Origin of the sequence: Actinomadura madurae (assembly GCF_900115095.1) — a bacterium.
Taxonomy (GTDB): Bacteria; Actinomycetota; Actinomycetes; order Streptosporangiales; family Streptosporangiaceae; genus Spirillospora; species Spirillospora madurae.
In genome coordinates this window covers 51,816-76,024 of record NZ_FOVH01000007.1, presented here as the reverse complement: position 1 = coordinate 76,024, position 24,209 = coordinate 51,816, and the positions used below count along the sequence as shown (strand labels likewise).

The 24,209-nt window shown below is 70.1% G+C and carries 24 protein-coding genes and 2 pseudogenes; 20 read left to right on the top strand and 6 right to left on the bottom strand.

All coding sequences use genetic code 11. The annotated features are described in order from the left end of the window. The first annotated feature begins 29 nt into the window (after window positions 1-29). The 4 genes from BM339_RS20600 to BM339_RS20585 all read left to right on the top strand — a co-directional run bounded on the left by BM339_RS20600 (window position 30) and on the right by BM339_RS20585 (window position 3,920). The gene (locus BM339_RS20600; RefSeq protein ID WP_021592085.1) at window positions 30-431 is read left to right on the top strand and encodes a Zn-ribbon domain-containing OB-fold protein; all 402 of its coding nucleotides are present in this window, start codon (window positions 30-32) and stop codon (window positions 429-431) included. A gap of 106 nt (window positions 432-537) precedes the next feature. Next, a complete protein-coding gene (locus BM339_RS20595; RefSeq protein WP_081842470.1) occupies window positions 538-1,392 on the top strand; it encodes an enoyl-CoA hydratase/isomerase family protein in 855 nt (284 codons plus the stop codon). Beyond that, the gene (locus tag BM339_RS20590; RefSeq protein WP_075021899.1) at window positions 1,389-3,020 is read left to right on the top strand and encodes an AMP-binding protein; all 1,632 of its coding nucleotides are present in this window, start codon (window positions 1,389-1,391) and stop codon (window positions 3,018-3,020) included. Before BM339_RS20595 ends, BM339_RS20590 begins: the two co-directional genes overlap by 4 nt. Window positions 3,021-3,029: 9 nt before the next feature. After that, window positions 3,030-3,920 carry an HpcH/HpaI aldolase/citrate lyase family protein gene (locus BM339_RS20585; RefSeq protein WP_075021898.1) on the top strand — a complete coding sequence of 297 codons (891 nt, stop codon included), beginning with the start codon at window positions 3,030-3,032 and terminating at the stop codon, window positions 3,918-3,920. Between the two features lie 200 nt (window positions 3,921-4,120). Here BM339_RS20585 and BM339_RS20580 read toward each other — a convergent pair whose 3' ends face one another. Further along, the gene (locus tag BM339_RS20580; protein WP_021592081.1) at window positions 4,121-4,576 is read right to left on the bottom strand and encodes a MarR family winged helix-turn-helix transcriptional regulator; all 456 of its coding nucleotides are present in this window, start codon (window positions 4,574-4,576) and stop codon (window positions 4,121-4,123) included. 484 nt (window positions 4,577-5,060) lie between these two features. Between BM339_RS20580 and BM339_RS20575 the strand changes: the two genes are divergently transcribed. The 5 genes from BM339_RS20575 (at window position 5,061) to BM339_RS20550 (ending at window position 11,299) form a co-directional block, all read left to right on the top strand. After that, the gene (locus BM339_RS20575; RefSeq protein ID WP_075021897.1) at window positions 5,061-7,265 is read left to right on the top strand and encodes an MMPL family transporter; all 2,205 of its coding nucleotides are present in this window, start codon (window positions 5,061-5,063) and stop codon (window positions 7,263-7,265) included. Window positions 7,266-7,326: 61 nt separating this feature from the next. Beyond that, window positions 7,327-8,046 carry a response regulator transcription factor gene (locus BM339_RS20570; protein WP_075021896.1) on the top strand — a complete coding sequence of 240 codons (720 nt, stop codon included), beginning with the start codon at window positions 7,327-7,329 and terminating at the stop codon, window positions 8,044-8,046. Between the two features lie 35 nt (window positions 8,047-8,081). Further along, window positions 8,082-8,471 (top strand): hypothetical protein, encoded by a 390-nt coding sequence (locus tag BM339_RS20565; RefSeq protein WP_075021895.1) that lies wholly within the window; start codon window positions 8,082-8,084, stop codon window positions 8,469-8,471. A gap of 68 nt (window positions 8,472-8,539) precedes the next feature. Next, window positions 8,540-9,487, top strand: a complete 948-nt coding sequence (locus BM339_RS20560) for a sensor histidine kinase (RefSeq protein ID WP_075021894.1) — start codon at window positions 8,540-8,542, stop codon at window positions 9,485-9,487. A gap of 525 nt (window positions 9,488-10,012) precedes the next feature. Beyond that, window positions 10,013-11,299: an alpha/beta fold hydrolase gene (locus tag BM339_RS20550; RefSeq protein ID WP_083597787.1), complete on the top strand. Its 1,287-nt coding sequence runs from the start codon at window positions 10,013-10,015 to the stop codon at window positions 11,297-11,299. A gap of 129 nt (window positions 11,300-11,428) precedes the next feature. On the opposite strand, the gene BM339_RS20545 is transcribed toward BM339_RS20550, so the two are convergent. The 3 genes from BM339_RS20545 to BM339_RS20535 all read right to left on the bottom strand — a co-directional run bounded on the left by BM339_RS20545 (window position 11,429) and on the right by BM339_RS20535 (window position 14,347). Beyond that, window positions 11,429-12,142: a response regulator transcription factor gene (locus tag BM339_RS20545; RefSeq protein WP_075022052.1), complete on the bottom strand. Its 714-nt coding sequence runs from the start codon at window positions 12,140-12,142 to the stop codon at window positions 11,429-11,431. A 188-nt stretch (window positions 12,143-12,330) separates the two neighbouring features. Next, entirely contained in the window at window positions 12,331-13,413 is a 1,083-nt protein-coding gene (locus tag BM339_RS20540) for a sensor histidine kinase (RefSeq protein ID WP_218163713.1), read from the bottom strand. A 268-nt stretch (window positions 13,414-13,681) separates the two neighbouring features. Beyond that, window positions 13,682-14,347, bottom strand: coding sequence for a TetR/AcrR family transcriptional regulator (locus tag BM339_RS20535; protein ID WP_024934873.1), 666 nt, complete (start codon window positions 14,345-14,347; stop codon window positions 13,682-13,684). Between the two features lie 111 nt (window positions 14,348-14,458). Here BM339_RS20535 and BM339_RS20530 point away from each other — a divergent pair, with 111 nt between their 5' ends. Together BM339_RS20530 and BM339_RS20525 are read left to right on the top strand one after the other, a co-directional pair. Continuing rightward, window positions 14,459-15,913 (top strand): MFS transporter, encoded by a 1,455-nt coding sequence (locus BM339_RS20530; RefSeq protein ID WP_075021891.1) that lies wholly within the window; start codon window positions 14,459-14,461, stop codon window positions 15,911-15,913. 32 nt (window positions 15,914-15,945) lie between these two features. Next, window positions 15,946-16,773, top strand: a complete 828-nt coding sequence (locus BM339_RS20525; protein WP_177287740.1) for a siderophore-interacting protein — start codon at window positions 15,946-15,948, stop codon at window positions 16,771-16,773. A 93-nt stretch (window positions 16,774-16,866) separates the two neighbouring features. Here the strand turns inward: BM339_RS20525 and BM339_RS20520 are convergent, their stop codons facing one another. Then, on the bottom strand, window positions 16,867-17,826 hold the full coding sequence (locus BM339_RS20520) for an SDR family NAD(P)-dependent oxidoreductase (RefSeq protein WP_256255403.1): 960 nt from the start codon (window positions 17,824-17,826) through the stop codon (window positions 16,867-16,869). Between BM339_RS20520 and BM339_RS20515 the strand changes: the two genes are divergently transcribed. Further along, a complete protein-coding gene (locus BM339_RS20515) occupies window positions 17,825-18,727 on the top strand; it encodes a LysR family transcriptional regulator (RefSeq protein ID WP_075021889.1) in 903 nt (300 codons plus the stop codon). The genes BM339_RS20520 and BM339_RS20515 overlap by 2 nt on opposite strands. 80 nt (window positions 18,728-18,807) lie before the next feature. Here the strand turns inward: BM339_RS20515 and BM339_RS20510 are convergent, their stop codons facing one another. Continuing rightward, a complete protein-coding gene (locus tag BM339_RS20510) occupies window positions 18,808-19,632 on the bottom strand; it encodes a hypothetical protein (protein WP_075021888.1) in 825 nt (274 codons plus the stop codon). 98 nt (window positions 19,633-19,730) lie between these two features. On the opposite strand from BM339_RS20510, the gene BM339_RS20505 reads away from it, so the two are divergent. The 8 genes and pseudogenes from BM339_RS20505 to BM339_RS20470 all read left to right on the top strand — a co-directional run bounded on the left by BM339_RS20505 (window position 19,731) and on the right by BM339_RS20470 (window position 23,874). After that, window positions 19,731-20,843: an ABC transporter substrate-binding protein gene (locus BM339_RS20505; protein WP_021592067.1), complete on the top strand. Its 1,113-nt coding sequence runs from the start codon at window positions 19,731-19,733 to the stop codon at window positions 20,841-20,843. Then, window positions 20,840-21,220 carry a hydantoinase B/oxoprolinase family protein gene (locus BM339_RS48770; RefSeq protein ID WP_218163712.1) on the top strand — a complete coding sequence of 127 codons (381 nt, stop codon included), beginning with the start codon at window positions 20,840-20,842 and terminating at the stop codon, window positions 21,218-21,220. The genes BM339_RS20505 and BM339_RS48770 overlap by 4 nt, the downstream gene beginning before the upstream one ends. Before the next feature lie 159 nt (window positions 21,221-21,379). Continuing rightward, window positions 21,380-21,532, top strand: a complete 153-nt coding sequence (locus tag BM339_RS49955) for a hypothetical protein (protein WP_177287739.1) — start codon at window positions 21,380-21,382, stop codon at window positions 21,530-21,532. Then, window positions 21,529-22,058 (top strand): annotated as a pseudogene (locus tag BM339_RS52650) (hydantoinase/oxoprolinase N-terminal domain-containing protein); the annotation flags it as partial. The gene BM339_RS49955 and the pseudogene BM339_RS52650, both read left to right, overlap by 4 nt. Next, on the top strand, window positions 21,955-22,215 hold the full coding sequence (locus tag BM339_RS52645) for a hydantoinase/oxoprolinase family protein (protein ID WP_256255402.1): 261 nt from the start codon (window positions 21,955-21,957) through the stop codon (window positions 22,213-22,215). The pseudogene BM339_RS52650 and the gene BM339_RS52645, both read left to right, overlap by 104 nt. Beyond that, a pseudogene (locus BM339_RS50735) lies at window positions 22,212-22,531 on the top strand (hydantoinase/oxoprolinase family protein); the annotation flags it as partial. The gene BM339_RS52645 and the pseudogene BM339_RS50735, both read left to right, overlap by 4 nt. A gap of 61 nt (window positions 22,532-22,592) precedes the next feature. Beyond that, window positions 22,593-22,841: a hypothetical protein gene (locus BM339_RS50730; protein WP_075021885.1), complete on the top strand. Its 249-nt coding sequence runs from the start codon at window positions 22,593-22,595 to the stop codon at window positions 22,839-22,841. 337 nt (window positions 22,842-23,178) lie between these two features. Further along, entirely contained in the window at window positions 23,179-23,874 is a 696-nt protein-coding gene (locus BM339_RS20470) for a GntR family transcriptional regulator (protein WP_021592060.1), read from the top strand. Window positions 23,875-24,209: the final 335 nt, after the last annotated feature.

Here is a 24,209-nt window from a genome sequence, read left to right as displayed (position 1 = left end):
TGGAGTCCGCAAGGAGAGGAGGCGCAGGGATGACGTTGATCCCCATCGTCCGGGACGAGCACTCGGCCCCGTTCTTCGACGGCGCGGCCGAGGGCCGGCTGATGCTCCGCTACTCGCCGAGCAGCGGCGAATGGTCCGAGCCGGCCGCCCTGGTGTGTTCGGTCACGCAGGCGCGCGACCTTGAATGGCGCCCCGCCGCCGGTGTGGGCGAGCTGGTGAGCTGGACGGTCAGGCCGGGGCGGCGAGGCGAGGACGGACGCCGCGCTCCGGACCAGGTCATCGGCATCGTCGAGACGGCTGAAGGGCCGTGGCTGACCCTGCGTCTGGTCGACGCGGCGGGCCGGGGGCTGGCGGCCGGCATGGCCGTCCGGGTGGACTTCGTCCGTCCCGAGGGCGGCGAGGCGATGCCCGTCGGCCGCGTCTCGGGCTAGGCGGGGCCGCGCATGGCACCCTTGCCGCCGCGGCGGCAAGGGTGCCTCGGCCTGCCCGCGAACCTGCCACCGGCTGCCGAAACGGGGGTTGATTTATGATTATGAAATGCATAGATTCGACCAATGGCGGGTCGACGCCCGCCGGCGGGACGAGGAGGTGCCTGTGGCGGCCGTTGACGTGGAACGCCGTGGACCGGTCGTCTGGATCCGGATCGACCGGCCGGACCGGCGCAACGCCTACGACCTCGGCATGGCCCGGACGATGACCGCGGCCGTGGAGGACGCCGCCGAGGCCGACGCCGTCGTGCTGACCGGGTCCGGCGGCTCCTTCTGCGCCGGCGGGGCGCTCGACCGTCTCGGCGACGCCGATCCGGCGGAGCTGCGAGCCCTGTTCACCGCGTCGCTCCGCCTCGTGAACGCGATCCGGTCCTGCCCGCGCCCGGTGATCGCGGCGGTCGACGGCGCCGCGGCGGGCGGCGGCAACGAACTGGTGGTCGCCTGCGATTTCGCGATCGCGACGCGGCGCTCGACGTTCGGCCAGACCGGGCCGAAGGTGGGCTCGGCCGGGGTGCTCGGCGCGACCAACCTCCTCGCCGTCCAGATCGGGGAGAAGCGGGCCAAGGAGATGGCGATGCTGTGCCGCCGCTACACGGCCGAGCAGGCGCTCGCCCTCGGCCTGGTGAACGAGGTCGTGGAGGACGGTGCGCTGGACGAGGCCGTCGGCCGCTGGCTCGCCGACATCCACCGGCTGAGCCCCCGCTACCTGGAGATCGCCAAGATCAGCTCCAACCAGTGGTGGCATCAGTCCGGCGACAACATGAGCTCCGGCCTCGGCATGCTCCTGCAGGCCATCGGGAGCGAGGACATGCGCGAGGGCGCGCGGGCGTTCCTGGAGAAGCGCGCACCGCGATTCCGCGGAGGCCGCGGCGCCTCCGCGCCGCACGAAGGGGCCGAGCAGTGAGCTTCCGCTACTACCGCGACCTGCGTCCGGTGTTCGAGGACCGCGGGGACTGGGCGCTGCCGGCCGTCCTGCGGCACCACGCCGCGCGGCGCCCGGACGCCGTCTGGCTGGACGCACCCGAGGAGGGCGAGACCTGGACCTACGCGCGGATGCTGGCGGAGGCCGAGGCCGTCGGCGCCGCCATGCTCGCGGCGGGCGCCCGTCCGGGCGACCGGGTCGTGATCGTCGCGGCGAACTCCTCGCGGTTCGTCCGGACCTGGCTCGGCACGGCCGTCGCGGGCCTGGCCGAGGTGCCGATCAACACCGCCTACGAACGCGACTTCCTGGCCCACCAGGTGCGCACGGTCGAGGCGACGGCGGCCGTCATCGACGACGTGTACGCCGAGCGTTTCGTCGCCGTCGCCGGAGCCGCCGCAGGCATCCGCAGGTTCTGGGTGATCGACACCGGGCGGCAGGCAGAGGCCATCGCGACGCTCCGCGCCGCGGGCTGGGACGCGGCGCCGTGGGACGAGCTGCTGGCGGGCGGCGAGGCGGAGCTGCCGGACGTCCGGCCGCAGGATCCGGCGTCGGTGTTCTTCACCTCGGGGACGACCGGGCCGTCCAAGGGCGTGGCGATGCCGCACGCGCAGATGTACTTCTTCGCACAGGAATGCGTGTGCCTCACCCGGCTGACGGCCGGGGACGCCTGGATGGCCGTCACACCGCTGTTCCATGGGAACGCCCAGTTCATGGCGGCCTACCCGGCCCTGGTGGCGGGCGCCCGGTTCGTGCTGCGCAGCCGTTTCAGCGCCAGCCGATGGATCGACCAGATCCGGGAGAGCCGCGTGACGGTCACCAACTTCATCGGCGTCATGATGGACTTCGTCTGGAAGCAGGAGCGGCGCCCGGACGACGCCGACAACCGCCTGCGGTGCGTGTTCGCCGCGCCCACCGCGTCCTCGATCCTCGAACCGATGAAGGCACGGTTCGGCATCGAGGCGTTCGTCGAGGTGTTCGGGCTGACCGAGACCTCCGCGCCGATCCTTTCCCCGTACGGGGAAGAGCGGCCCGCGGGAGCCGCGGGCCTCGCCGCCGACGAGTGGTTCGACGTGGCGCTGGTGGACCCCGAGACCGACGAGGAGGTCCCGGCCGGCACGGTCGGGGAGCTGGTCGTCCGGCCGAAGGCCCCGTTCATCTCCAGCAACGGGTACTTCAACATGCCGGAGCGGACCGTCGAGGCATGGCGCAACCTGTGGTTCCACACCGGCGACGCGTTGCGCCGGGACGAGGACGGCTGGTTCTACTTCGTCGACCGCTACAAGGACGCCCTGCGCAGGCGCGGCGAGAACATCAGCTCCTACGAGGTCGAGACCGCCCTGCTCAGCCACCCCGCCGTGGTCGAATGCGCCGTCGTCGCCGTCCCCGCCGACACCGAGGCGGGCGAGGACGAGGTCATGGCCCACCTGGTCACCCGTGAGGAGACCACGCCCGGCAGCGTGTGGGAGTGGTGCGAGAACCGGATCCCCGCCTTCGCCGTCCCCCGCTACCTGCGCTTCGCCGACTCCCTGCCCAAGACACCGTCCCAGCGGGTGCAGAAGGCGAGGCTCCGGGCGGTGGGCGTCACACCGGACACCCACGACCGCCGCTGAGAGGTTCCCATGCATCCCTACCGCTCGGTCCTCTTCGTCCCCGGCCACAAGCCCGGATGGGCGCGCAAGGCGCTCGCCTCCGGCGCCGACGCCGTCGTCCTCGACCTGGAGGACTCGGTGCCGGACGGGCTCAAGACGCAGAGCCGCGCGACCGTCCGGACGACCCTCGCCGAACTGCGGGCCGAATCCCCGTTCACGGGCCTGTTCGTCCGGCCGAACCCGCTGGACACGGGCCTGGCCGGCGGGGACCTGGAAGAAGTGGTCTGTCCAGAACTGACCGGCCTGTTCACCCCCAAGATCCGGGACGCGGTCGACGTGCTGCGCTGGGAGACGCTCATCGACTGGTTCGAGTCGCGCAACCGCGCCTCCGGGCTGGAGATGATCGTCCCGGTCGAGACGGTGGAGGCCATCGCCAACTGCGCGGAGATCGCCGGCACGTCACCGCGGGTGGGAGCGATGATCGGCCCCACGTCCCGGCATGCGGACATCGCACGCGCCGTCGGCTTCCGCTGGTCCGCCGAAGGCACCGAGACGCTGTATCTGCGCAGCCGCATCCTGCTGGCCTGCAGGCAGCACGACCTGCACCCGTTGACCGCGCTCTGGGAGGACCTCTCCGACCTGGACGGGCTGCGAGCGTTCGCCGACCACGGGCTCCAACTCGGCTTCCGCGGGCAGATCGTCATACATCCATCCCACGTCCCGGTCGTCAACGAGGTCTTCACGCCCAGCGACGAAGAGGTCGCCTACCACGAGCAACTGGTCGCGGCCGTGGAGGCGGCCGCCGCGGCCGGCCACGGCGCGGTCCGCTTCCGCGGCGGCCACGTCGACCTGGCCCACGCGGACAAGGCCCGCGACTGGCTCGCCCACGCCCACCTAATCCGCCGCACTCGAAATCCATAAAGCGCCCACCGCCAGCCCCCGCGCCATCGCCTGACCTGCTCACCATCCCAGCCCCCCGGCCACGCGGTACCCGCCGACCCCCACGACCCCGCCTGTACCTAGGCGGCGGCGCAGAGCACCAGGGAATCAGAGGGCGGACGGCTACGCGGACGCGTCTGTGCGGTCTTTCGAAGATCGGGATCCCGGACTGCGTCAGTGCGTCAGCATCCGTGCAGGATTTGGGCGACCAGCACGGTCAGCTGCCCCTGCTCGGCCGGGGACAGGTGTGACAGCAGCGCGTTGATGCGGTCATTGACCTGGGCTTCGGCTTCGTGGGTGACCCTGCGGCCTTCGGGAGTGAGGGTGACGATGACAGCGCGGCGGTCCCGGGGGGACGCCATCCGCTGGACGAGGCCACGCTTCTCAGCCCGGCTGACCAGGCCGGTCACGCTGGACTTGTCCAAGCCCAGGCGGATGGCGAGGTGGAGCATTTCGGGGTCCCGATCTCGCAGGATGCCCAGCAGCCGAAGCTGAGTGACCGACAGATCCAGCGGGGCGCCGACGTCGGCCAGCAGCTTCTGGATGTGGAATGACAGCTGCGCGAGCCCGTCGACGAGGTTGGGCCCGGCTGACTCCGCTGTGGACCCATCGGTCCCGGACGAGGGCTGAGAGGACATGAGATTCAGCCTATTTGACGTAGTTTGTGGCGCCAACTAATTTGATTTGTGACACCAACTATGTGTCTCTCCTCTGTCCACGCGGGGGTCATCCCATGGAGGATGCCATGTCCGGCACGCGCGCGGCCGTCGTACGTTCGTTCGGCACCCCACCGCGCTGCGAGGAGATCGCTCTCCCGGAGCCGTCAGGAGACCACGAGATCGTCGTCGAGGTAATGGCGGCGGGCCTGCATTCGCGTGTCCGCTCGTCGGCGGACGGATCCCATTACAGGTACCGACCCGATCGTGACCGCGGCCGCGATGAATCCGGCCCCCCGATCCCGCTCGTTCGTCCCGACACTCCCGGAAGCGGGGGAGCCGGATCAACGACGCTCCGCGGCTCGCGTCACCGTCAAGGAACCCTCAAGTCGCTGGCGGGGGAGACGTCAACTCGGTTCTCGAAGCTCGGTCATGTCAATCTTCCACTCCTGCGAAGGACACGGGCATGGCAACGCTCCTCTACAAACTGGGCGACTTCAGTGCAAGACGATGGCCGACGATGCTGGTCGGGTGGCTGCTCCTCCTCGGCGTGGTGGCCGGTCTGGGCGTCTCGTTCGGAGGCACGCTCCAGGACAGTGACTCCATCCCCGGCTCACCGGCCGAAGCGGCCCTGACCAAGATGGAACGGCACTGGCCGGAGCCTGCCGGCACGCCTGGGCAGATCGTCTTCCAGGCGCCGTCCGGCCGCACACTGGCCGAGAGCGGACTGCGGAAGTCCCTCGAAACGACCCTCGAAGCGACCGGTCACGTGGACGGCGTGGTCGGGGTCGGCAATCCGCTCGAGGACGGTGAGGTCTCCAAGGACGGGCGCACCGCGGTCGCCGACGTCCTCTTCGACGCCAAGCTGGAAGGCGACGCGGCCAACACGACGCTGCTGGCCGTCAAGGACGCGGGCGGCGAAGCGCGAGCGGCGGGCCTCACGACCGTGTACGGCGGTGACGCCTACGCCACGGAGCCCTCGCTCCTCGGCCCGACCGAGCTGGTCGGCCTCGGTGTGGCGCTGGCCGTCCTGGTGATCACGTTCGGCTCGCTGCTCGCCGCCGGCCTCCCGCTGATCACCGCCATTGTCGGCGTCGTCACCACCATGCTCGGCATCGGGGGCCTGGCGTCGGTGTTCACCATCTCCGACAACGCCCCGACCTTGGCGGTCATGCTGGGACTGGCCGTCGGAATCGACTACACCCTGCTCATCGTCTCCCGCCACCGCGCCCAGCTCGCCAACGGCATCCCCGTCCGGGAGTCCGTCGCCCGGGCCACCGCGACCGCGGGCAGCGCCGTCGTCTTCGCCGGCGCCACCGTCATCATCGCCCTGGCGGGCCTGTCCGTCGCGGGCGTCCCGATGCTGACCTCCATGGGTCTCGCCTCCGCCGGAGCCGTCGCGGTCGCCGTCCTGGTGGCGCTGACTCTGGTGCCCGCCCTGCTGCGCGTGTCCGGCCGCCGGCTCATCCCCAAGCCGGGTTCACGCGCCGCCCGCCGAGCCGTCCGCGACGGTGGCAAGTCCACCCTGGGCGTGCGCTGGACGCGGGGAGTGCTGCGCCGCCCACTGCTCACCATGATCCTGGGCACCGCGGCCCTCGTCGTCATGGCGATTCCCGCGGCGGAGCTCAAGCTCGCCCTCACCGACGAGGGCTCCAGCCCCACCACCGCGTCCAGCCGCCAGGCGTACGACATGGTCAGCGATGCCTTCGGGCCGGGCGCGAACGGACCCCTGGTCGTCCTTGTCGAGGACGACGATCCGGCCACCGTCCAGTCCACGGCCACCGCCGTCGCGAAGAAGTTGAAGGGCATCGACGGCATCGCGGATGTGAGCGGCATCGACACGGCCGAAGGGAAGAAGGCCGCCCGCATCCAGATCATTCCCACCACCGGACCGCGCACGCAGGCGACCAGCGACCTGGTCTCCGAGCTGCGCGACCAAATGCGGTCCATCGCGGGTTCGCAGGGCGGCTACGTGGCCGTGACCGGGCTGACCGCCGTCAGCATCGACGTTTCCGCCAAGCTCAGCAGCGCGCTGCTGCCCTTTGCCGTCGTCGTGATCGGTCTCTCGCTCCTGCTCCTCATGGTCGCGTTCCGATCCATCGCCGTCCCCATCAAGGCGACCGTGGGGTTCCTGATGTCCGTCGGCGCGTCCTTCGGCGCCGTCGTCGCGGTCTTCCAGTGGGGCTGGCTGGCCGACCCGCTCGGGGTGCCCAGCCTGGGGCCCGTGGCCAGCTTCGTGCCCATCATCATCATGGCCGTGCTCTTCGGTCTCGCCATGGACTACGAGGTCTTCCTTGTGTCCGCCATGCGTGATGACTACGCCCGCCGCCGCGACGCCCGGGACGCGATCATCGTCGGCGCGGGCAACGCGTCCCGGGTGGTGACCTCGGCCGCGATCATCATGGTCTCGGTGTTCGTCGGATTCTTCTTCTCCCACGACATCGACATCATGCCGATCGCGTTCGCGCTGGGCTTCGGTGTCCTGATCGATGCCTTCCTCGTCCGCATGACCCTCGTGCCCGCGGCGCTGGCCCTCCTCGGCGCCCGCGCCTGGTGGCTGCCTCGCCGGCTGGACCGGATCCTGCCCCACGTCGACGTCGAGGGCGAGAACGTCAAGGCCCCCGCCGGCCCCGTGCAGGAAGTCCACGGAAGGGAGCCCGCGACACGATGAACGGTCACGCCGCTACCGGGACATGGTCAGCACCGGTCTCATCTCTGTGTGAGGAGTGCACATGAACGCCGTCGAGGCGCAGGCTGCCGCAGACCGCGTGCTCGTCATCGACGACGATCCCGGTATCCGGCGGCTGCTCATCTCGGCACTCGGGTTCGCCGGATTCGAGGTGGACGCGGCGGGCGACCTGAGCGAGGCTCTCGACCAGGTCGCCCGCCGGGCCCCGGACGTCATCGTCCTGGACGTCATGCTCCCGGGGGCCGACGGCTTCGAGGTCCTCCAACTGCTGCGATCCCGTGCCGTCGACGTGCCGGTCCTCTTCCTCACCGCGCGCGACGCGGTCGAGGACCGGGTCCGGGGGCTGCGGCTGGGCGGCGACGACTACGTCACCAAGCCCTTCAGCGTCGTCGAGGTCGGCGCACGCCTGGCGGCGCTGCTCCGCAGAGCCCGCGGCGGCGTCCTCGCCGCCGAGGACGCCCCGTTGCGCTGCGCCGACCTCGAGATCGACGACCCCCGCCACGAGGTCCGCCGCGCGGGCCGGCTCCTCGAACTCTCGCCCACCGAGTACCGGCTGCTCCACTACCTGATGGACCACCAGGGCCAGGTCCTCTCCCGCTCGCAGATCCTCGAAGCCGTATGGCAGTACGACTTCGGCAGGGACTCCGTCGTCGTCGAACGCTTCATCTCCAACCTGCGCCGAAAGATCGACCACGGCCGCACACCGTTGCTGCACACCGTCCGCGGCGTCGGCTACACGCTTCGAGAACAGGCCCACCAGTGAAGCTCCGCAGCCGTCTTCCATGGTCGCTCTCCAGCGTGCGCCTCCGGCTGCTGACCGGGCTCGCCCTTCTCCTCACCATCGGCCTGATCGCCAGCGCGGTCAGCAGCACCCTCCTTCTGAAGGACTTCCTGCGCGAACGCGACGAGGTCACACTCAAAGCCGCCGCCGACGGGCTCAGGGACGTCATCTCCGGCGGCCCGCAGACCGTCAACGTCAACCACCTCGGCGCGCTTCTCGGGCCGCCGCACGGCATCGTCGCCGTTGACGCCGACGACCGCATCCTGACCGCGACCGGGGGAGCCTCCTCGGCCGCCGCCACACTCGTCGCCGCGACCAGCGGCATGCCACCCGGTGAGGTCGTCACCTATGACAAACCCGACGGCCTGCGCAACTTCAAGGCCACCCGAGTCCTCAGCCCGGGCTGACGCTCTACCGGGGACCGGACGAACGCGCCGTCAAGCCGGCGGCCTTCGTCCTGGGCATCGACATATCCGTGGACGACGCGACCACCGACCTGCTCATCCAGCGTCAAGTCACCCTTGTCGGCGTCGCACTGGTGCTCCTTCTGGGGCTTTCCACGGCCGTCCTCCGCCTGGGTATGCGGCCCTTGGCGCAGATGGCCCATACCGCCGACGCGATCGCCCAGGGCTCCCGCACCGAGCGCCTGCCCACCCGCGGCGACAACAGCGAAACCGATCTGCTGGCGGAAGCCGTCAACCGGGCCTTCGACGCCCAGGCGCGCGCGGAGGCGTCCGTCCGCTCGATGGCCGCCGATACCTCCCACGAACTGCGCACGCCACTGTCCACCATCTCGGGCTGGCTCGACCTGTACCGCCAGGGCGGCGTGTGGGGGCAGGGCTTGGAGAAGGCGCTCGACCATATCGAGCACGAGGTCGGACGCATGCGCCTGCTCGTCGAGGACCTTACGCTGCTCGCCCGCCTGGACGCCGGACGCCCCATCGACCAGGGCGACGTCGACCTCACCGCCCTGGCGGCCGGCGTCGTCGAGGACGCCCAGATCATCAACCCCGAGCGCGGCATCACCCTGGACCCGGCCCGGTCATCGCACGTCCGCGGCGACGCCGCCCGGCTGCAGCAAGTCCTGCGCAACCTGGTCGGCAACGCCGTCCAGCACACCCCGGCCCAGACGTCCGTCCGGGTAGAGATCAGCGATGTCGACGGGGCCGTCCAGGTCGACGTCGTCGACAACGGACCGGGCATCTCCCGCGAGGACCTTCCTCGCGTCTTCGAACGCTTCTGGCGCGCCGAGGCCAGCCGCAGCCGCGCCTACGGTGGCTCCGGCCTCGGCCTCGCCATCGTCGAGGCCATCGTTCATGCTCACCACGGGTGGGTGGCCGTCCGGTCCGAAGCCGGCGTGGGTACCACCGTCACCATCCGGCTCCCGCGCGCCGGCCAGGAGGACGCCGCCCGTGACCGGTGACCCCGCCGTGACCTCGGCCGGGCCGCTCAAGTCTTGATCATTCATGATGGACGCGGCGTTCGAGGCCTCCGACGAGGAGTTCCAGGCCGAAATGGAACTCCTCTGCCAAAGGGACCGAGGTAAGGGCGTCGGCGGTCTGGGCGATGGGCGGGTACGTGCTGGGGTCCAGGCGGCGGTAGAAGGTGGCGCGTTCGCGGCCGGCGTCGGGAGACGCGGCCGCAGGACGCCGGATCAAGCCGAATGGGTTCTGTCGATGCCAACGACAGCGGGAGTGCGCCAGTAGGCCGTCGGACGGTGCGCAATGTGTCGGCGCCGCGCAACGGGTCCCATCAATCAGCACATCCCGTTTCGAGCCTCGCCGCCCGCCGGGGTGCGCCGTGAGTGCCGTGCCATGGAGCGCGGATTGTCTCCCTTCTTCATAAAGGCTTCATCCGGGAGGCCGCACGAGCCGCATGTGACCCCAGTTGACTGCAGGACGAGTCAGAGAAAGCCGGCAAACAGGGTCGGCGGATATGGGAGGAAGGCATGCGACATCACGTTCGGCTGTCGGTGGCAGCCTCGGTGACTGCCATGACGTTGGCCGTCGCGGGGTGCGGAGGGACCGAGACGCCTGCCACGGAAGGCGGGGCGGATCCCTCGGCCAGGGCCTCCGGCTCGGCCGCCCCCGCCGAATCGATCAAGATCAATGAGGAGGAGTGGTTCCGCGAGATCCGTCTGGAGGACTGGGCTGAGAATGGCGGCGAGACCGCCGCGATGCAGGGGGTGCTGCAGCGTATTCAGAAGGCGACGGGCAAGAAGGAGAATCCGCAGAGGTTCGACACCGTGGTCGAGCCCGGTCCCGGCAATTGGCTCACGGAGTGGAGCACCATCGGAAAGAAGGCGATGACCAAGGCCGATGCCGCCCGTTCCAGCGGCGATGCCGATGTTGCGCTCAACCAGTACCACGCGGCATCGACCTACTTCACGGCGGCCGCCTATCCCCAGCACCGGGAGTCGGAACAGGAGGAGAAGGCGTATGAGATGGCGAAGGCCGCATATGAAAAGGCGGCCCGTCTCAAGGGCTGGCGATTCGAGCGGCTGCGGGTGCCCTTGGAAGGCGGAACGTTCGAGGCGTTCCTCCATCTCCCCAAGGGAGTTGGCCCGTTTCCCGTTGTCCTCTCTACAGGCGGCATCGACCGCGCCAAGACCGTGCACTGGCCGCTGTTCGAGAAGTATCTCGCTCCCGCCGGTGTCGCCATGGTCTCGTTCGACAACGCGGGATTCGGTGACAGCAAGGACTACCCCGCCGACCGCCCCGACATGGACCGCCTTTACAGCGCCGTTGTCGACACGCTGCTCGAGAACAAGCACATCGACGCGAAGCGTGTAGCAGCCGTAGCCACGTCCTACGGAGCGAACGCGGTGGCACGTTCAGCATTCACCGACGACCGGATCAGGGCTGTGGTGGCCATCTGCAGCCCGGTGCACGAGGCACTCAACGCCGGAGCCGAGTTCATCGACAACCTCACGCCGCAGCCGCGGGCGGCGCTGGCCGCCCGCTTCAACGTCCCGGTCGAGAACACGAAGCGAATGGGGCAAATCATCAAAAAGACGTCCCTGGTCAATCAGGGTCTGGTGGGCAAGAAGCGAACCGATACCCCGATCCTGGCGATGACCACACCGGACGACCCCTTCGCGCCGATCGAGGACCTCAAGCGACTCGCCGCCGCATCCACCGATGGCGAGGTCAAGATCACCGGGGGTCATGGACACTGCCCGACGGTCAAGGAGCGCGACCGGTGGACCTGGGGCTGGTTGAAACGACACCTGTGACACGGCACGCACGCCCCCGTCCCCTGTCGGACCGGGGCGTGCGCTCGTCCCCTCGATCGCTGGTCAACGCCGGAGATCGGGTTGATCGCGATCATCCTGGATCGAGGCGTGGTCACAACCCCGGCCCGGTCATGCTGGGAAAGGGGAGGCGACCAGTCGGTAGCCGACGTTGCGAACCGTGCCGATGAAGCGCGGTTGTGCCGCGTCATCGCCCAGTTCACGTCGGAGGGTGCGGATGTGCACGTCCACCACGCGCTCGTCACCGAAGAAGTCGTGTCCCCATACACGCTCAAGCAATCGACGGCGTGTGAAGACATGACCCGGCACCTCGGCGAGAGCGTGCAGGATGTCGAAGTCAAGCGCGGTGAGCTCGACGACGTGTTCGTCCCCGACGACGACCGTGCGACGGGCGGGGTCGATCAGCAGTCCCTCGAAACGGAGGATGACGTCCTCCGTGGCGGCCGCATCGCCGGACACGGTGGAACGGCGCAGGATCGCACGGACGCGCAAGGCGAGCTCCCGGGCACTGAACGGCTTGCTCACGTAGTCGTCGCCACCCGCGGTGAATCCGACGACCCGGTCGACCTCCTCGTCTCGGGCGGTCAGCAGGATCACCGGGACATCGCTCCTTCTACGGAGGCGCCTCAGCACCTCGAAGCCGTCCAGTCCGGGCATCATCACGTCGAGGATCACCAGATCGGGCTTCTCATCGAGCGCTGCCCGCAGCCCGCCAGTGCCGTCCGCGGCCTCCTTCACGGCGAATCCGTCGGCTTCGAGGTAGGCGCGGACCAGCATTCGGATCTTCGCGTCGTCGTCGACGACGAGGATTCGTCTCGCCCCCATGCCGACCACTATCCCAGCGGGGAGGCCGCCGCGGTCCGGGGTTCCTGCAGTCTGGGGAGCGCCCTGGCCGTCCGCCGAAACGACGACGCAACCCAGGTGGGGGCGGGAGGGGTGTCGTCACGGCCGCAGCGGAAAACTGCCGGACGAAGCCCAGCGCAGGCACGGTGTGAATCCGCGAGCCCGCTGAGTCAGCGTGACCGGGCCTGAACCCGCCCTGGTTGTGCGGGGAGCCGGACGCGGAACGCCGCCCCCTTGCCGGGGCCCGGAGAACTGACGGTGATCTCGCCGCCGTGCGCCGAGACGATGCCGCGGGCGATGGTGAGGCCGATCCCGCTGCCCGTGGCCGGTGCCGGCCGGTCGGCGTGTTCCACCCGTTCGAATCGGTGGAAGATCCGCTCCAGGTCCTCCTCCGCGATGCCGATCCCTGTGTCGACGACGTCGATCACAGCGCTGCCGCCCTCCTGCCGCACCGTCACGTCGACCCTGCCGCCCGCATCCGTGGCGGCAAGTGCGTTGCCCAGCAGATTGGTGACGACCTGCACGATGCGCTCGCGATCGACCTCAGCGTGGACAGGTGCAGACGCCACGACCTGGAGTCCGACCCCCTGGTCCTCGAACTGCGGCCGTAGCCGTTCAGCTGTCCGCAGTGCCGTGTCGGCCAGATCTGTTTCACCGCTGACGAGCTGGAACGCGCCCTCTTCCACCCGGGAGAGGCTGGACAGGTCCGAGGCGAGCCGCTGGAGACGCGCGATATCGTCCCCTAGCGAGGCGAATAGCTCGGGCGACGGCGCGAACACCCCGTCGATGAGGCCTTCGACCTGTCCGTGCAACATCGACAGCGGGGTCCGCATCTCGTGGGCGACCTCGGAGACCAGCCTCGCCCGCCGCCGTTCGACATCGGCCAGCTCGGCGGAGAGCCTGTTGACATCGGCCGCCAGTCGCCCCAGCTCCGGCTCACGGGGCACGGGAATCCGCTCACCGTAGTGACCTGCGGCCATGCTGCGCGTGGCGGCACGAATGCGGTCCAGCGAACGCAGCAGCAGCCGGGAGGTCACCGTCGCGCCCACCACCGCGACGGCGATCCCCACCAGCAGGGCGATCCCCACCGCTCTGTCGAACGCCGACTCGATCTCGTGGGAGAGGACAACGCCGGTCTCCTCCTCGGGTTGGAACTCGTCCGGCACCAGAAGTGCCGCCGCGGTGAACATCGCCGCGAGCGCGACGACAACGACCGCCACGTAGGAGATGAACAGCCTGGTGCGCAGGCGCACGGCGCGCCACCACCGACGGTCGGGCAAAGGATCCACGCTGTGCTTCCTCTCCCGTCCTGCGAGGCTCACCACGATTGACTCCCCGTCAGCGTCTCACCCGTCGCTGCCCGTGCGGGGGGGTGCCGAACCGCTGGCACCACACCGAACGACGCCCCCACCCAGCCGCCTTCACATGGCTGCGACCAGCTAAGCCATCACCTGCAGTAGTTGCGACGCAACGCGGCCCCGCGTGACGGCCGGCTGCGTAGCGGCATGCCGTTGAGGGGCCTCACCCGCCGGTGGCGCGGGTGGCGATGCCGTCCAGGAGGAGGTCGAGTTTGCGGCCGAACCACACTTCGGGCGGGTCGTGCAGCGCGGCTCTCATCATGGGGGCGACGGCCGGGCCGGCGGCGGACGCCCAGTCCCCGCCGGGATCGGCCGTGGTCAGTGCCCGGCGCGTCCGGGCGACCTGCCGGGCCTGGGTGAACTGGGCGACGGTCAGGTCGAAGACGGCGTCCACGGCCAGAAAGGCGTCGGCGGCGGTGAAACGCGCGCCGGTGAGCCGGTCGACGGCGCGGCCGAACCGCTCGGTCATCCGGGCGGGGTAGCCGGTCAGGGCCGCGACCTCGCGCTCGATGCCGGGATGCGCCTCGAGGAGCCGCCACAGCGTCCACGCCTGCGCCGACAGGTCGGCCCGCCAGTCGCCCGTCTCCGGGGGCCACGGTGCGCGCTCGATCGCCCGGTCGAGCATCGCCACCACCAGGCCCTCCCGGTCGGTGACGTGCCGGTAGAGCGCCGAGTGGCTGACCCCGAGCCGGTCGGCGACGGTGGTCAGCGTCAGCCGCTCGAACCCGAGGCCGAGGGCGGCGTCGGCGATCGCCTCGCGGGTCAACCGGGGCGGCCGGCCGCGCCGCGGGCCGCGGGCCGGTCTGGAGACGTCACTGGTACCGGCCACGCCCCCATTCTGCCGGACGGGCGCCACCGTGACCCGGGCGAATTAGTGACAATCTGTCTCTATTAAGTTAGGGTCGCCTAATATTACGCCCCGGGCAGGTTGGAGGCCGCCATGGAGAACCGCTACCGGCCCGGATGGGCGCTGGCCCTGGTGACCGGCGCCTGCGTCCTGATGACCCTCGACATCACGATCGTGAACGTGGCGCTGCCCGAGATCCGCGACGCGCTCGGCTCCGACCTCGCCGGCCTGCAGTGGATCATCACCGGCTACACGCTGGCCTTCGCCTCGCTGCTGCTCACCGCCGGTTCGCTGGCCGACGCGACCGGCCGCCGCCGGGTGTTCACCTTCGGCGTCGCGCTGTTCACCCTCGCGTCGCTCGGCTGCGGACTGTCCACCGGCGTCGTCATGCTCGACGTGATGCGCGCCGTGCAGGGCGTCGGCGGCGCCTTCGCCTTCGCCCCCGCCATGGCGATCATCGCCGCGCACTACACCGGCCCCGCCCGCACCAAGGCGATCGCGGTCTTCGGCGCGGTCTCGATGGCGGCGGGCGCCCTCGGCCCGCTGATCGGCGGCGCGCTCGTGCAGGGGATCGGCTGGCGCTCGCTGTTCCTCGTCAACGTCCCGCTGGGCGCCGCCGTGGTCTGGCTGACCCTGCGCCGCATGGCACCCGACGGCCGGCGCGGCGGGTTCCGTCCCGACATCCCCGGCGCGCTCACGCTCGCGGCCGGCATGTCCGCGATCGTCCTGGCCCTCCTGCGCGGCGAGCAGCAGGGCTGGACGTCCGTCGCGACCCTCGCCCAAGCGGGGACGGGCGCCCTGGCGATGGGCGTGTTCGCCGTCCTTCAGCGGTTCGGCCGCCACCCGCTGCTCGACCTGTCCCTTTTCCGCATCCGGTCCTTCACCGGAACCTCCATCGTCGCGCTCCTCGCCCGCGTCGTGAGCTTCGGCCTGCTCGCCTACCTGGTGCTGTTCCTGGAGGCGGTGTACCGGCTTGACGCGCTGCAGATCGGCGTCCGTCTGCTGGCGCTGAGCCTGCTGTTCGTGGTCGGCGGCCTGGCCGCGGCGCGCCTCGCCGACGCCGTCCCGCCCGGCGCGATCGTCTGCGCCGGTTTCCTGATCAGCGCCACCGGCCTGGCGGCACTGCGATTCGCGGACGCCGGCGGATCCTGGGCCCGGATCCTGCCCTCCCTCGTCCTGCTCGGCCTCGGCATGGGACTGGTCGCCACCCCGTCGATGACCATCGCGATGGGCGTCGTGCACCCGTCCCGCACCGGAACCGCCTCCGGCGTCATCAACTCCTTCCTACCCCTGGGCACGGCGCTCGGCACGGCCGCCTTCGGCGCCCTCTACAGCGCCCGCCTGGACGGAGGGCAGCGCGGCCCGGACGACATCACCGGTGCTCTCGCCCTCATCGGCACCGTCGCCGCGCTGATCGCCCTCGCCGGAGCTGTCGCCGGCGCGCTCCTCATCCGCCCCTCGGACCTGCACACCGAGACGTCTGGAGCCGACGCGCCGCCCTCCCTCGCGACCGCGCCCGGAGCTGACGAACAACCGAAAGGCAATTAGTCGGCCTTACCTGTTTTGACGAAGGAGTGATCGTGGCCCGTACGAACCTGAACGCGGTACGCGTCAAGCCGGAGACTTCCGAGCTGATCACTTTGCGTGTCCTGCGGACCGAGCGGATCTCACCGCATTTCGCGCGAGTCACACTCGGGGACGGCGACATCGACCGGTTCTCGCCTATGGGCTTCGACCAATGGTTCCGGCTGTTCATTCCCGTCGACGGCAGAACACTGGCCCGCGTCCCGCGGAAGCTGACGACGACGTCCTACCTGCGGTACCTGACGGTCTCCAAGACGCAGCGCCCCGTGCTGCGCAACTACACCGTCCGCGCCTACCGCCCGGACGGCATGGACGGGCCCGAACTCGACGTCGACTTCGTCCTGCACGGCTCCGCCGACGACCAGACCGCGGGCCCCGCCGCCATCTGGGCCACGACCTGCACCAAGGGCGACATCGTCGGCATCCTAGACGAAGGCATCGGCTTCAACCCGGCACCGTCGATCGACCGCGTGCTGCTCGTCGCCGACGAGTCGGGCCTGCCCGCCGTCGCGGGAATCCTCTCCGCACTGCCTCCGGGCACCAAGGGCCGCGTCCTGGTCGAGCTCCCGTCCGAGGACGACCGGCAGGACCTCACCACCCCCGACGGCGTCGACGTCGAATGGATCGTCCGGGAGAACGGCGTGCCCGGACGGACCGTCCTCAAGGCCGCGGAGTCCCTCGACCTGCCGACCAAACCGTTCTTCGCCTGGACGGTCGGCGAGCAGACACTGCCCACCCAGTTGCGCCGCCACTGGGTGAAAGCGGGCGTGCCCAAGAACAACATCATGTTCTGCGGCTACTGGCGCAACACCCACAACCACTGAGCCATAAAAGCGCCCCCGTATTGGCCGCCTGCCTGGCGCAGCCAATACGTCGCGGTCGCGAGTCCGTCCTCGCCCGTCGTCCCTGGACGGCGGTCAGGCGGCCCCGGGAATCACCTGCTCACCGAATGAGGCCTTGGTGATCGGTGCCCACTCCCGCCAGACGCGGAGTCGTTCGGCGTAGATCTCCTCGATCTCGGGAAGTGTGTGCCCGAGGAGGAGCCGCCGGGGAGGATTCTCGGCGTCGGCGATCGTCAGTATCGCGTCCGCGGTCGCTTTCGGGTCCCCGAGAATCCACTCCTTGGCCGTCGCCTCGCGGACCTCGTCATAGTCAGGGTGCTGGTCGGTGGTCCGCATGCTCCTGCTACCGGCGAACTCCGTGGCATATGGACCGGGCTCGACCGCGATCACGTGGATCCCGAACGAGGCGACCTCCTGGGCGAGTGACTCGGACAGGCCCTCCACCGCCCACTTGGAAGCGTGATAGGCGCCGATGCCGGGATACGCGCGGACGCCGCCCTCGCTGGTCACCTGCAAGATGCGGCCGGACCGCTGGGCCCGCAGCACGGGAAGTACCGCTTGGGTCACCCAGACGGTGCCGAAGAAGTTGGTCTCCATCTGCCGGCGCAGCTCATCCTCAGTAAGTTCCTCGACCATGCCGAAGAGCCCGTAGCCGGCATTGTTGACGACAACATCGATGCGACCGAACCGCTCGGCGGCGTGCTCGACCGCGCCGGCTACGGCAGGACGGTCGGTGACGTCGAGGCGTAGCGGCAGGATTGCGTCCCCGAACTGCTCCGCGAGCGGCTCAAGCGTGGTGACGTCACGGGCCGTCGCCGCGACTCGGTCGCCGCGCTTCAGCGCGGCTTCCGTCCAGAGACGGCCGAAGCCCCGGGAGGCGCCTGTGACGAACCAGATCTTTTCGAGAGCGGACAACTGACTTTCCTTCCGTGAAGGTGTCTTCGCTCTTCGAGCATCGAGGTACCTCAGGCATTCCACAAGCGACGATGAATCATAGGAAGGATGCGTAACACGCATATGTAACGTGGAGCCCATGGCCGAGTTCACCATCCCCGCGCTGCGCGTCGTGCACGCCGTCGTCGGAAGCGGGTCTTTCACCGCGGCGGCCGAGCTCCTCGGGTACACCCAATCGGCGATCTCGCGGCAGGTGGCGGCGGCGGAGTCGGCCGCGGGAATGCCCTTGTTCGTGCGCAAGGCCCGTGGGGTGGAGGCGACCCGTGCCGGCGAGGCGGTCGCGCGCCGGGCGGCTCTGGTGCTGGCCGAGCTCGACGCGACAGACCGCGAGCTGGCCATGCTCTCCGACACGCTCGCCGAGCAGGTGACCGTGGGGGCATTCCCGACCGCGACCTGGTCGCTCGTCCCGAGGATGGTGGCGGCGCTCAGAAGCGAGCACCCTGCTCTGGCCGTCGAACTGCACGAGGCATCCACGCCCGCTCTGGTGCGCCAGGTGCGTGCCGGAGGGGTCGACGTCGCTGTGATGGCCGTCGGTCAGGACCTGCCCGACTACGACCTGCGCGGCCTGAGAGCCGAGCGCCTGACGACCGGCGGCAAGGGTGTCGTCGCTGTGCCGCGAGGCCACCGCTTGGCCGGCCGGTCGCGGGTCACCGTCGACGACCTGGCCGGCGAGTCCTGGATCGCCGGGGCGGGCCTGCGAGGTGACCCGCAGTTCGGTCCCTGGCCGACGTTGCCGCAGCCCCGGATCGCCCATCGCATCCGCGACTGGAACGCCAGGCTCGGCTTCGTAGCCGCCGGACTGGGCATCACCACGGTTCCCCAGCTCGCTGTTCCGGGCTTGCCCGCCGAGGTCGTCACCGTCGAGGTCGAGGACCCCGCGTGGTCCGGACGGTCCACCCTGGCCGTGACCAAGCCTGAGCCGACCGGAGGACAACGCGCCGTCGTGGCCGCACTCCGCGACGCGGCCACAGGTGACGCCTGACCTCTGCGGGCCCAGCCAGCCAACAACGTTCCGCTCCTCCTCACTGTGTGTAGGCATGCGGCGGAGGCATGGTCAGCGGCTCAGAGTGGCAGGAGCTGCGATTTCAGGAAGGTGACCACGGTAGGCAGGACGGCTGTGCCGTCGTGGCCCACGCCCTCGACGACGTCCATCTGGACCTGCGCGCCCAGGTCCTTCAGGGCCGTGGCGAGAGCGTGTGCGCGTGAGAGGCGGTCGGGGCCGCCGTCGGCCGGGGGTGAGGCGCTGGTCGACGGGATGTTGTCCAGCGATCCGGCTAGGACCTGGATCGGTACCCGCGCCACGGCGTCGGGATCGAAGGCGTGGCCGAACCGGTCCTGGAGGTCGTCGATGCCGCGCGGCCAGGAGGCCGCGGTGGGCAGGGTGATGCGGCCGGGCGCCCCGATCGAGACGGCGGTGAGCCGCTCGGGATGCACGTAGAGGAAGCGGTGGCTGAACTGGCCACCGCCGGAGAAGCCGTGCAGGAAGAACGGCGACGCCTCGACGTTCCACCGGTGCGCCACGTCGTCGATCATGCCCAGCAGCACGCTGTCGAAGCGGATGCCGGCGTAGGCGAGGTCGTGGTAGTTGTCGATCGCGTCGGCACCGCCGATTCCGGCCGGGAAGTGCGGCGTCATCACGACGGCGCGTTCGGTCCGGGCCAGGTCGGCGAGCTTGTCGAGATAGAGCTCCGTCCGCCGGCCCGTGCCGTGGACGAACACCCACAGCCGCAGCGGCGGTTCGTCGTCCTGGATGTCCTCGGGCACGAACAGGGCGTAGGAGAACCGCGGGTCGAGGCGTGCGGCGAAGAACGGTGTGCGGCCGGTGAGAATCGTCCGGCCGAGATGGTCGGACGGCAGGTCACGCAAGCGGGTGGGGGAGGACGACATGGGGAAACCGTACTTGACAGATTTGCTATTGCATATAACATCTGCCAGGTGTGACGGCGCCCACATCGGGTCCGCGATCGTGTGAGGAGCACTGGGTGATGAAGATCAGGATCGCGGCCGCGGCGACCGCGGCCGCCGGAGTCCTCGCGCTGACGGGATGCGGCGGGAGCGGGGACGGCTCCGCCTCCCCGACGTCGACTCCCTTGGCCGATGTCGGCACCGCCTCTCCGGTGACCCCTCCCGCCGCGGACGTGCTGGCCGCCGCCGAGAAGGAGGGGTCGGTCCTGCTCTACACCGACGCCGACGACCAGATCATGGACCCGATCCGCAAGGCGTTCGAGAAGAAGTACCCGAAGATCAAGGTCAAGGTCCTCAGCCTGAACAGCGACCAGATCTTCCAGCGCTACCAGACCGAGAACGCGACCCGTACGCGCACGGCCGACGTGGTGATGCCGATGAACCTGGCGGCGATGCAGGAGTTCGCGAAGCGCGGCGACTTCGTCGACTACGAGGATCCCAACCTGCCGAACCTGCCCGACTACGCCAAGCTGGCCCCCGGCATCACGGCCGTCTCCCTCGACCCGGTGATCGCCGTCTACAACAAGGCCCTGCTGCCCAAGGACAAGCAGCCGAAGACGCTCGCCGATCTCGCCAAGCTCTCCGCGACCATGAAGGGCAAGATCGGCACCGTCGACATCGGGAACCCGGTCGGGCTGGAGGCCACGCAGGCCTACGTCGCCAAGGGCGGGGACGCGTCCTGGGCCACCCTCGAGGAGCTGGGGAAGAACACCACGATCGAGTCCAACGTCGGTCCTCTGGTCCAGAAGGTGCTCCAAGGCCAGTACGCCGCGTCGTACTTCGTCAGCGGCGCCGTCCGCGCGCTGATCACGCCCGACGCGGCGAAGGTGCTCGACTGGACCTACCTCAGCGACGCCACTCCGGTGCTCCCGCGCACGATCGCGGTGACCAAGGCCGGGCAGTCGCCCGCCGCGGGGAAGGTCTTCGTCAACTACATCCTCTCGGTGGAGGGCCAGGAGGCCGCGTGCAGGGGTGGTTTCAGCCCCTACCGCGACGGTGTGAAGTGCGCGTTCGGCGTGCCCTCGATCAAGAAGGTCACCGGTACCGAGGACCTCGACATCATGAACTTCGAGAAGGCCGCCGGCGGCCGCGCCGCCATCGAGCCGCGGTGGAAGGCGGCGTACGGCCGGTGACCGCGTCCCTTCCGCCGGAGCGCCGGCTGGACCCGGTCGTCCTGGAGATCTGGTGGAGCCGCCTCGCCGCCTTCGCGGACGAGGCGGCCACCACCCTCCTGCGCACGGCGTTCTCCACGATCACCCGCGAGTCCAACGACTACACGGTCGTGATCATGAACAGGGCCGGGGAGACGGTGGCCGAGTGCCGGGCCGGTATCCCGGCCTTCGCCGCGCTGATGACGCCCCTGACCCAGGAACTGCTCCGCCGCTATCCGGCCGAGGACTGGCAGGAGGGCGACCGGGTCATCACCAACGACCCGTGGATCGGCATCGGGCACCTGCCCGACCTGGCCATGGCGGCGCCGGCACCCACCGCGGCGGGCTCGGCCAGGTGATCTCGGTGCGGAACACCACCGGCCGCCCCTGGCAGGCGGGAGCACCATCCGCCGCAGGGGCTCCTGGGCGGATCACCCGCCCTCGGAACGGCGGCCGCGATCGACGGCGAGCCCGTCTCGCCGGTCAAGCCGGTCACACCGCTCGCGCCCGACGTCACGGTGGACCTCCTGTTCGCCGGCGGCGCGGGCTTCGGGTTCGCCGATCAACGCGACCCGGCCGCCGTCACCGCCGACGTCCGCCTCGGGTACCTCACCCCCGAGGCCGCCGCGCGTGACTACCCCGGCCACGACCCGCAAAGGAACACCCAGTGAGGCCAGCGAGGACCGCGCGCGTCGGCGTCGACATCGGGGGGACGTTCACCGATCTCGTCCTCCACGACGAGTCACGCCAGATCACCCGCACCGGCAAACTGCTCACCACCCCGACGACCCCGGGCGCGGGGTCCTGGCGGGCATTCAACGCCTCCTGCAGGAGTCGGCGATCGGATGGGACGACGTCGCGACGATCGTCCACGGCACCACCCTGATCACCAACACCGTCCTGGAGAGGACCGGCGCCGAGATCGGACTTATCACCACCGAGGGGTTCCGCGATGTGCTCGAGATGGGGGGCGAGGTCCGGTTCGACACCGAGAACCTCTTCGCTCGTCCGGCGCCCGTCCTCGTGCCCCGGAACCGGCGCTCGGACATCCCCGAACGGGTCTTGGCCGACGGCACCGAGCACCTCGCCCTCGATGAGGAGGCCCTCCTCGGTGCGGTGCGCACGCTGCTGGAGGAGCATCACGTCGAGGCCCTCGCCGTCGCCTTCCTCCACTCCTATCGCAACCCGGCCCACGAGCGGCGGGCTCACCACCGTGGACGAGGCCAAGGCGTTCCCGGTGAAGCTCCTGGAGTCCGGGCCCGCCGCCGGCGCGATCGCCGCGGCCTACGTCGCCCGCACGATCGGCGAAGACAAGATCATCGCCTTCGACGTCGCGGCACCACCGCCAAGATGAGCGTCGTCGAGGACGGCACGCCGACCCTCACGCACCGGTTCGAGGCCGGACGGCTGGACAAGTTCAAGCCCGGGTCGGGGCTCCCGCTCCGGCTCACCGTGGTCGACATGATCGAGATCGGCGCGGGCGGCGGCTCGATCGCCGGCCTCGACGACCTCGGCCTGCTCAAGGTCGGGCCCCGCAGCGCGGGATCGGACCCGGGCCCCTCGTCACCGGACGCCTCGACCCGGACCACTTCCCGGGCGGCGAGATGAGCCTGGTCGGCACCGACGTGCGGGCGGCCCTGAAGTCCCATGTGGCGGAACCACTCGGCATCGACGTGACCGAGGCCGCCGTCGGCATCCAGAGCATCGCGGCCGACAGCATGGCCGCCGCACGTGGGCGGGCTCTTCGCCGACATGGAGGAACGCGCCAGGGCGCTCCTGGCCGGCGCCGACGAGTTCGGCGACAAGATCGTCATCAGCCGTTCGGCCGATATGCGGTACGTCGGCCAGGGCTACGAGATCGAGGTCCCGCTGCCCGACGTGGCGTTCGGACCCGGTGCCGTCGAGGCGATCCGCGACCGGTTCCTGGCGGCCTACGCCTCCACCTTCGGCAGGACGATCGCCGACGGGCGCCCGAGGTGATCAGCTGGCGGATGACCGCGACGCTGCCCGGCTCGCACATCGACCTGGCCTACCGGCCCGCCTCGGGCGAGGCGGTGCGCGGCACCCGGCGGGTCCATTTCGAGAGGCACGGCGACCTGGAGACCACGTTGACGACCGCAACGCGCTACCCCCGGAACGGTGATCGAGGGTCCCGCCGTCGTCGAGGAGCGGGAGACGTCCTGCGGCTTCGGACCGGAGGCGCGCATCACCGTAGACGCGCGATGACACCTGGTCGTCAAGCTCGTTTGACTGACCGGCGCATGGCTCTCGGATATGATCAACCGATATACCATGTGCCATAGCAGAGAGGTCGATCATGGGGGAGCTTGAGCGGCTGGCGCCGACGCCGACGATCGGCGACCGCGCCTACGCGGCGGTCCGGGAGGCGATCGTCTCGGGCAACCTCAAGCGTGGCGCGAAGGTCACCGAGCGGGGCCTGGCGGACATGCTCAACATCAGCCCGACCCCGGTGCGCGAGGCCCTGCGGCGCCTCGAACAGGACCGCCTGGTCGAGCGGGTGGGCCCGCGCTCGGTCCGGATCGCACAGTTCGACGCCGGCGAGCTGCGCAAGATCACCGTCATCGAGGACACCTTGCGAGCGCTGGCCGCACGCTTCGCCGCGGAGAACGCCACCGACGGCCAGATCTCCGAACTGCTCGGCCTGCTCGAACGGGCCGAGCGGCTGGCCGAGCAGGCGGATGCCGGTGACCGCGCCGCGGTCGAAGGGGTCCGGCAGGTGATGCGCGAGTTCCACGCCCTCATCGACCGGGCCAGCGGGAGCACCACTCTGATCCACATGCTCCATATGGTCGACGCCTTCAACTACGAGGAGCGTCGCGCCGCCCTCTTCGACCAGATCGAGCAAGAGCCGGGCGTGGTCGCTGAGCGCTTCAAGCAGCACCGCGCCATCTACGAGGCGATCGCGGCCCATGACGCCGACCGCGCCGAACAACTCATGCGCGACCACAGCCACGCCGGCAACGAGCCGAGACTGGCCCACCGCAAGCGGTAAGCCGCCGCCGACACTCCCAACAAGCCGAGCACGCCGATAACGACTGCCTCAAGCTGGTGCTGGATCACGCGGCCGACCGGCTTGCCGTTCGCCCAGGTGCTGGGCGCGCTCTCAGCGCCTACCTGGGCCATTGCAAAGGCCTGCTTCGAGTGCTCGTGCCCCGTTCTGGGCACACCACCGAAGATCGCGCGAAGACCCGGCGCCATCGGTTCCGGCGAACAGTTGCGTCGGGTCGAGGCGGACGCCGCCGAGCTGGGCCGCCGTCGGGCCGCGCGGCGACTCCAACGCGCCGTGACCTGGTGCGTCCGCCCGTCTCGGCGTGGACGGCGGGACGG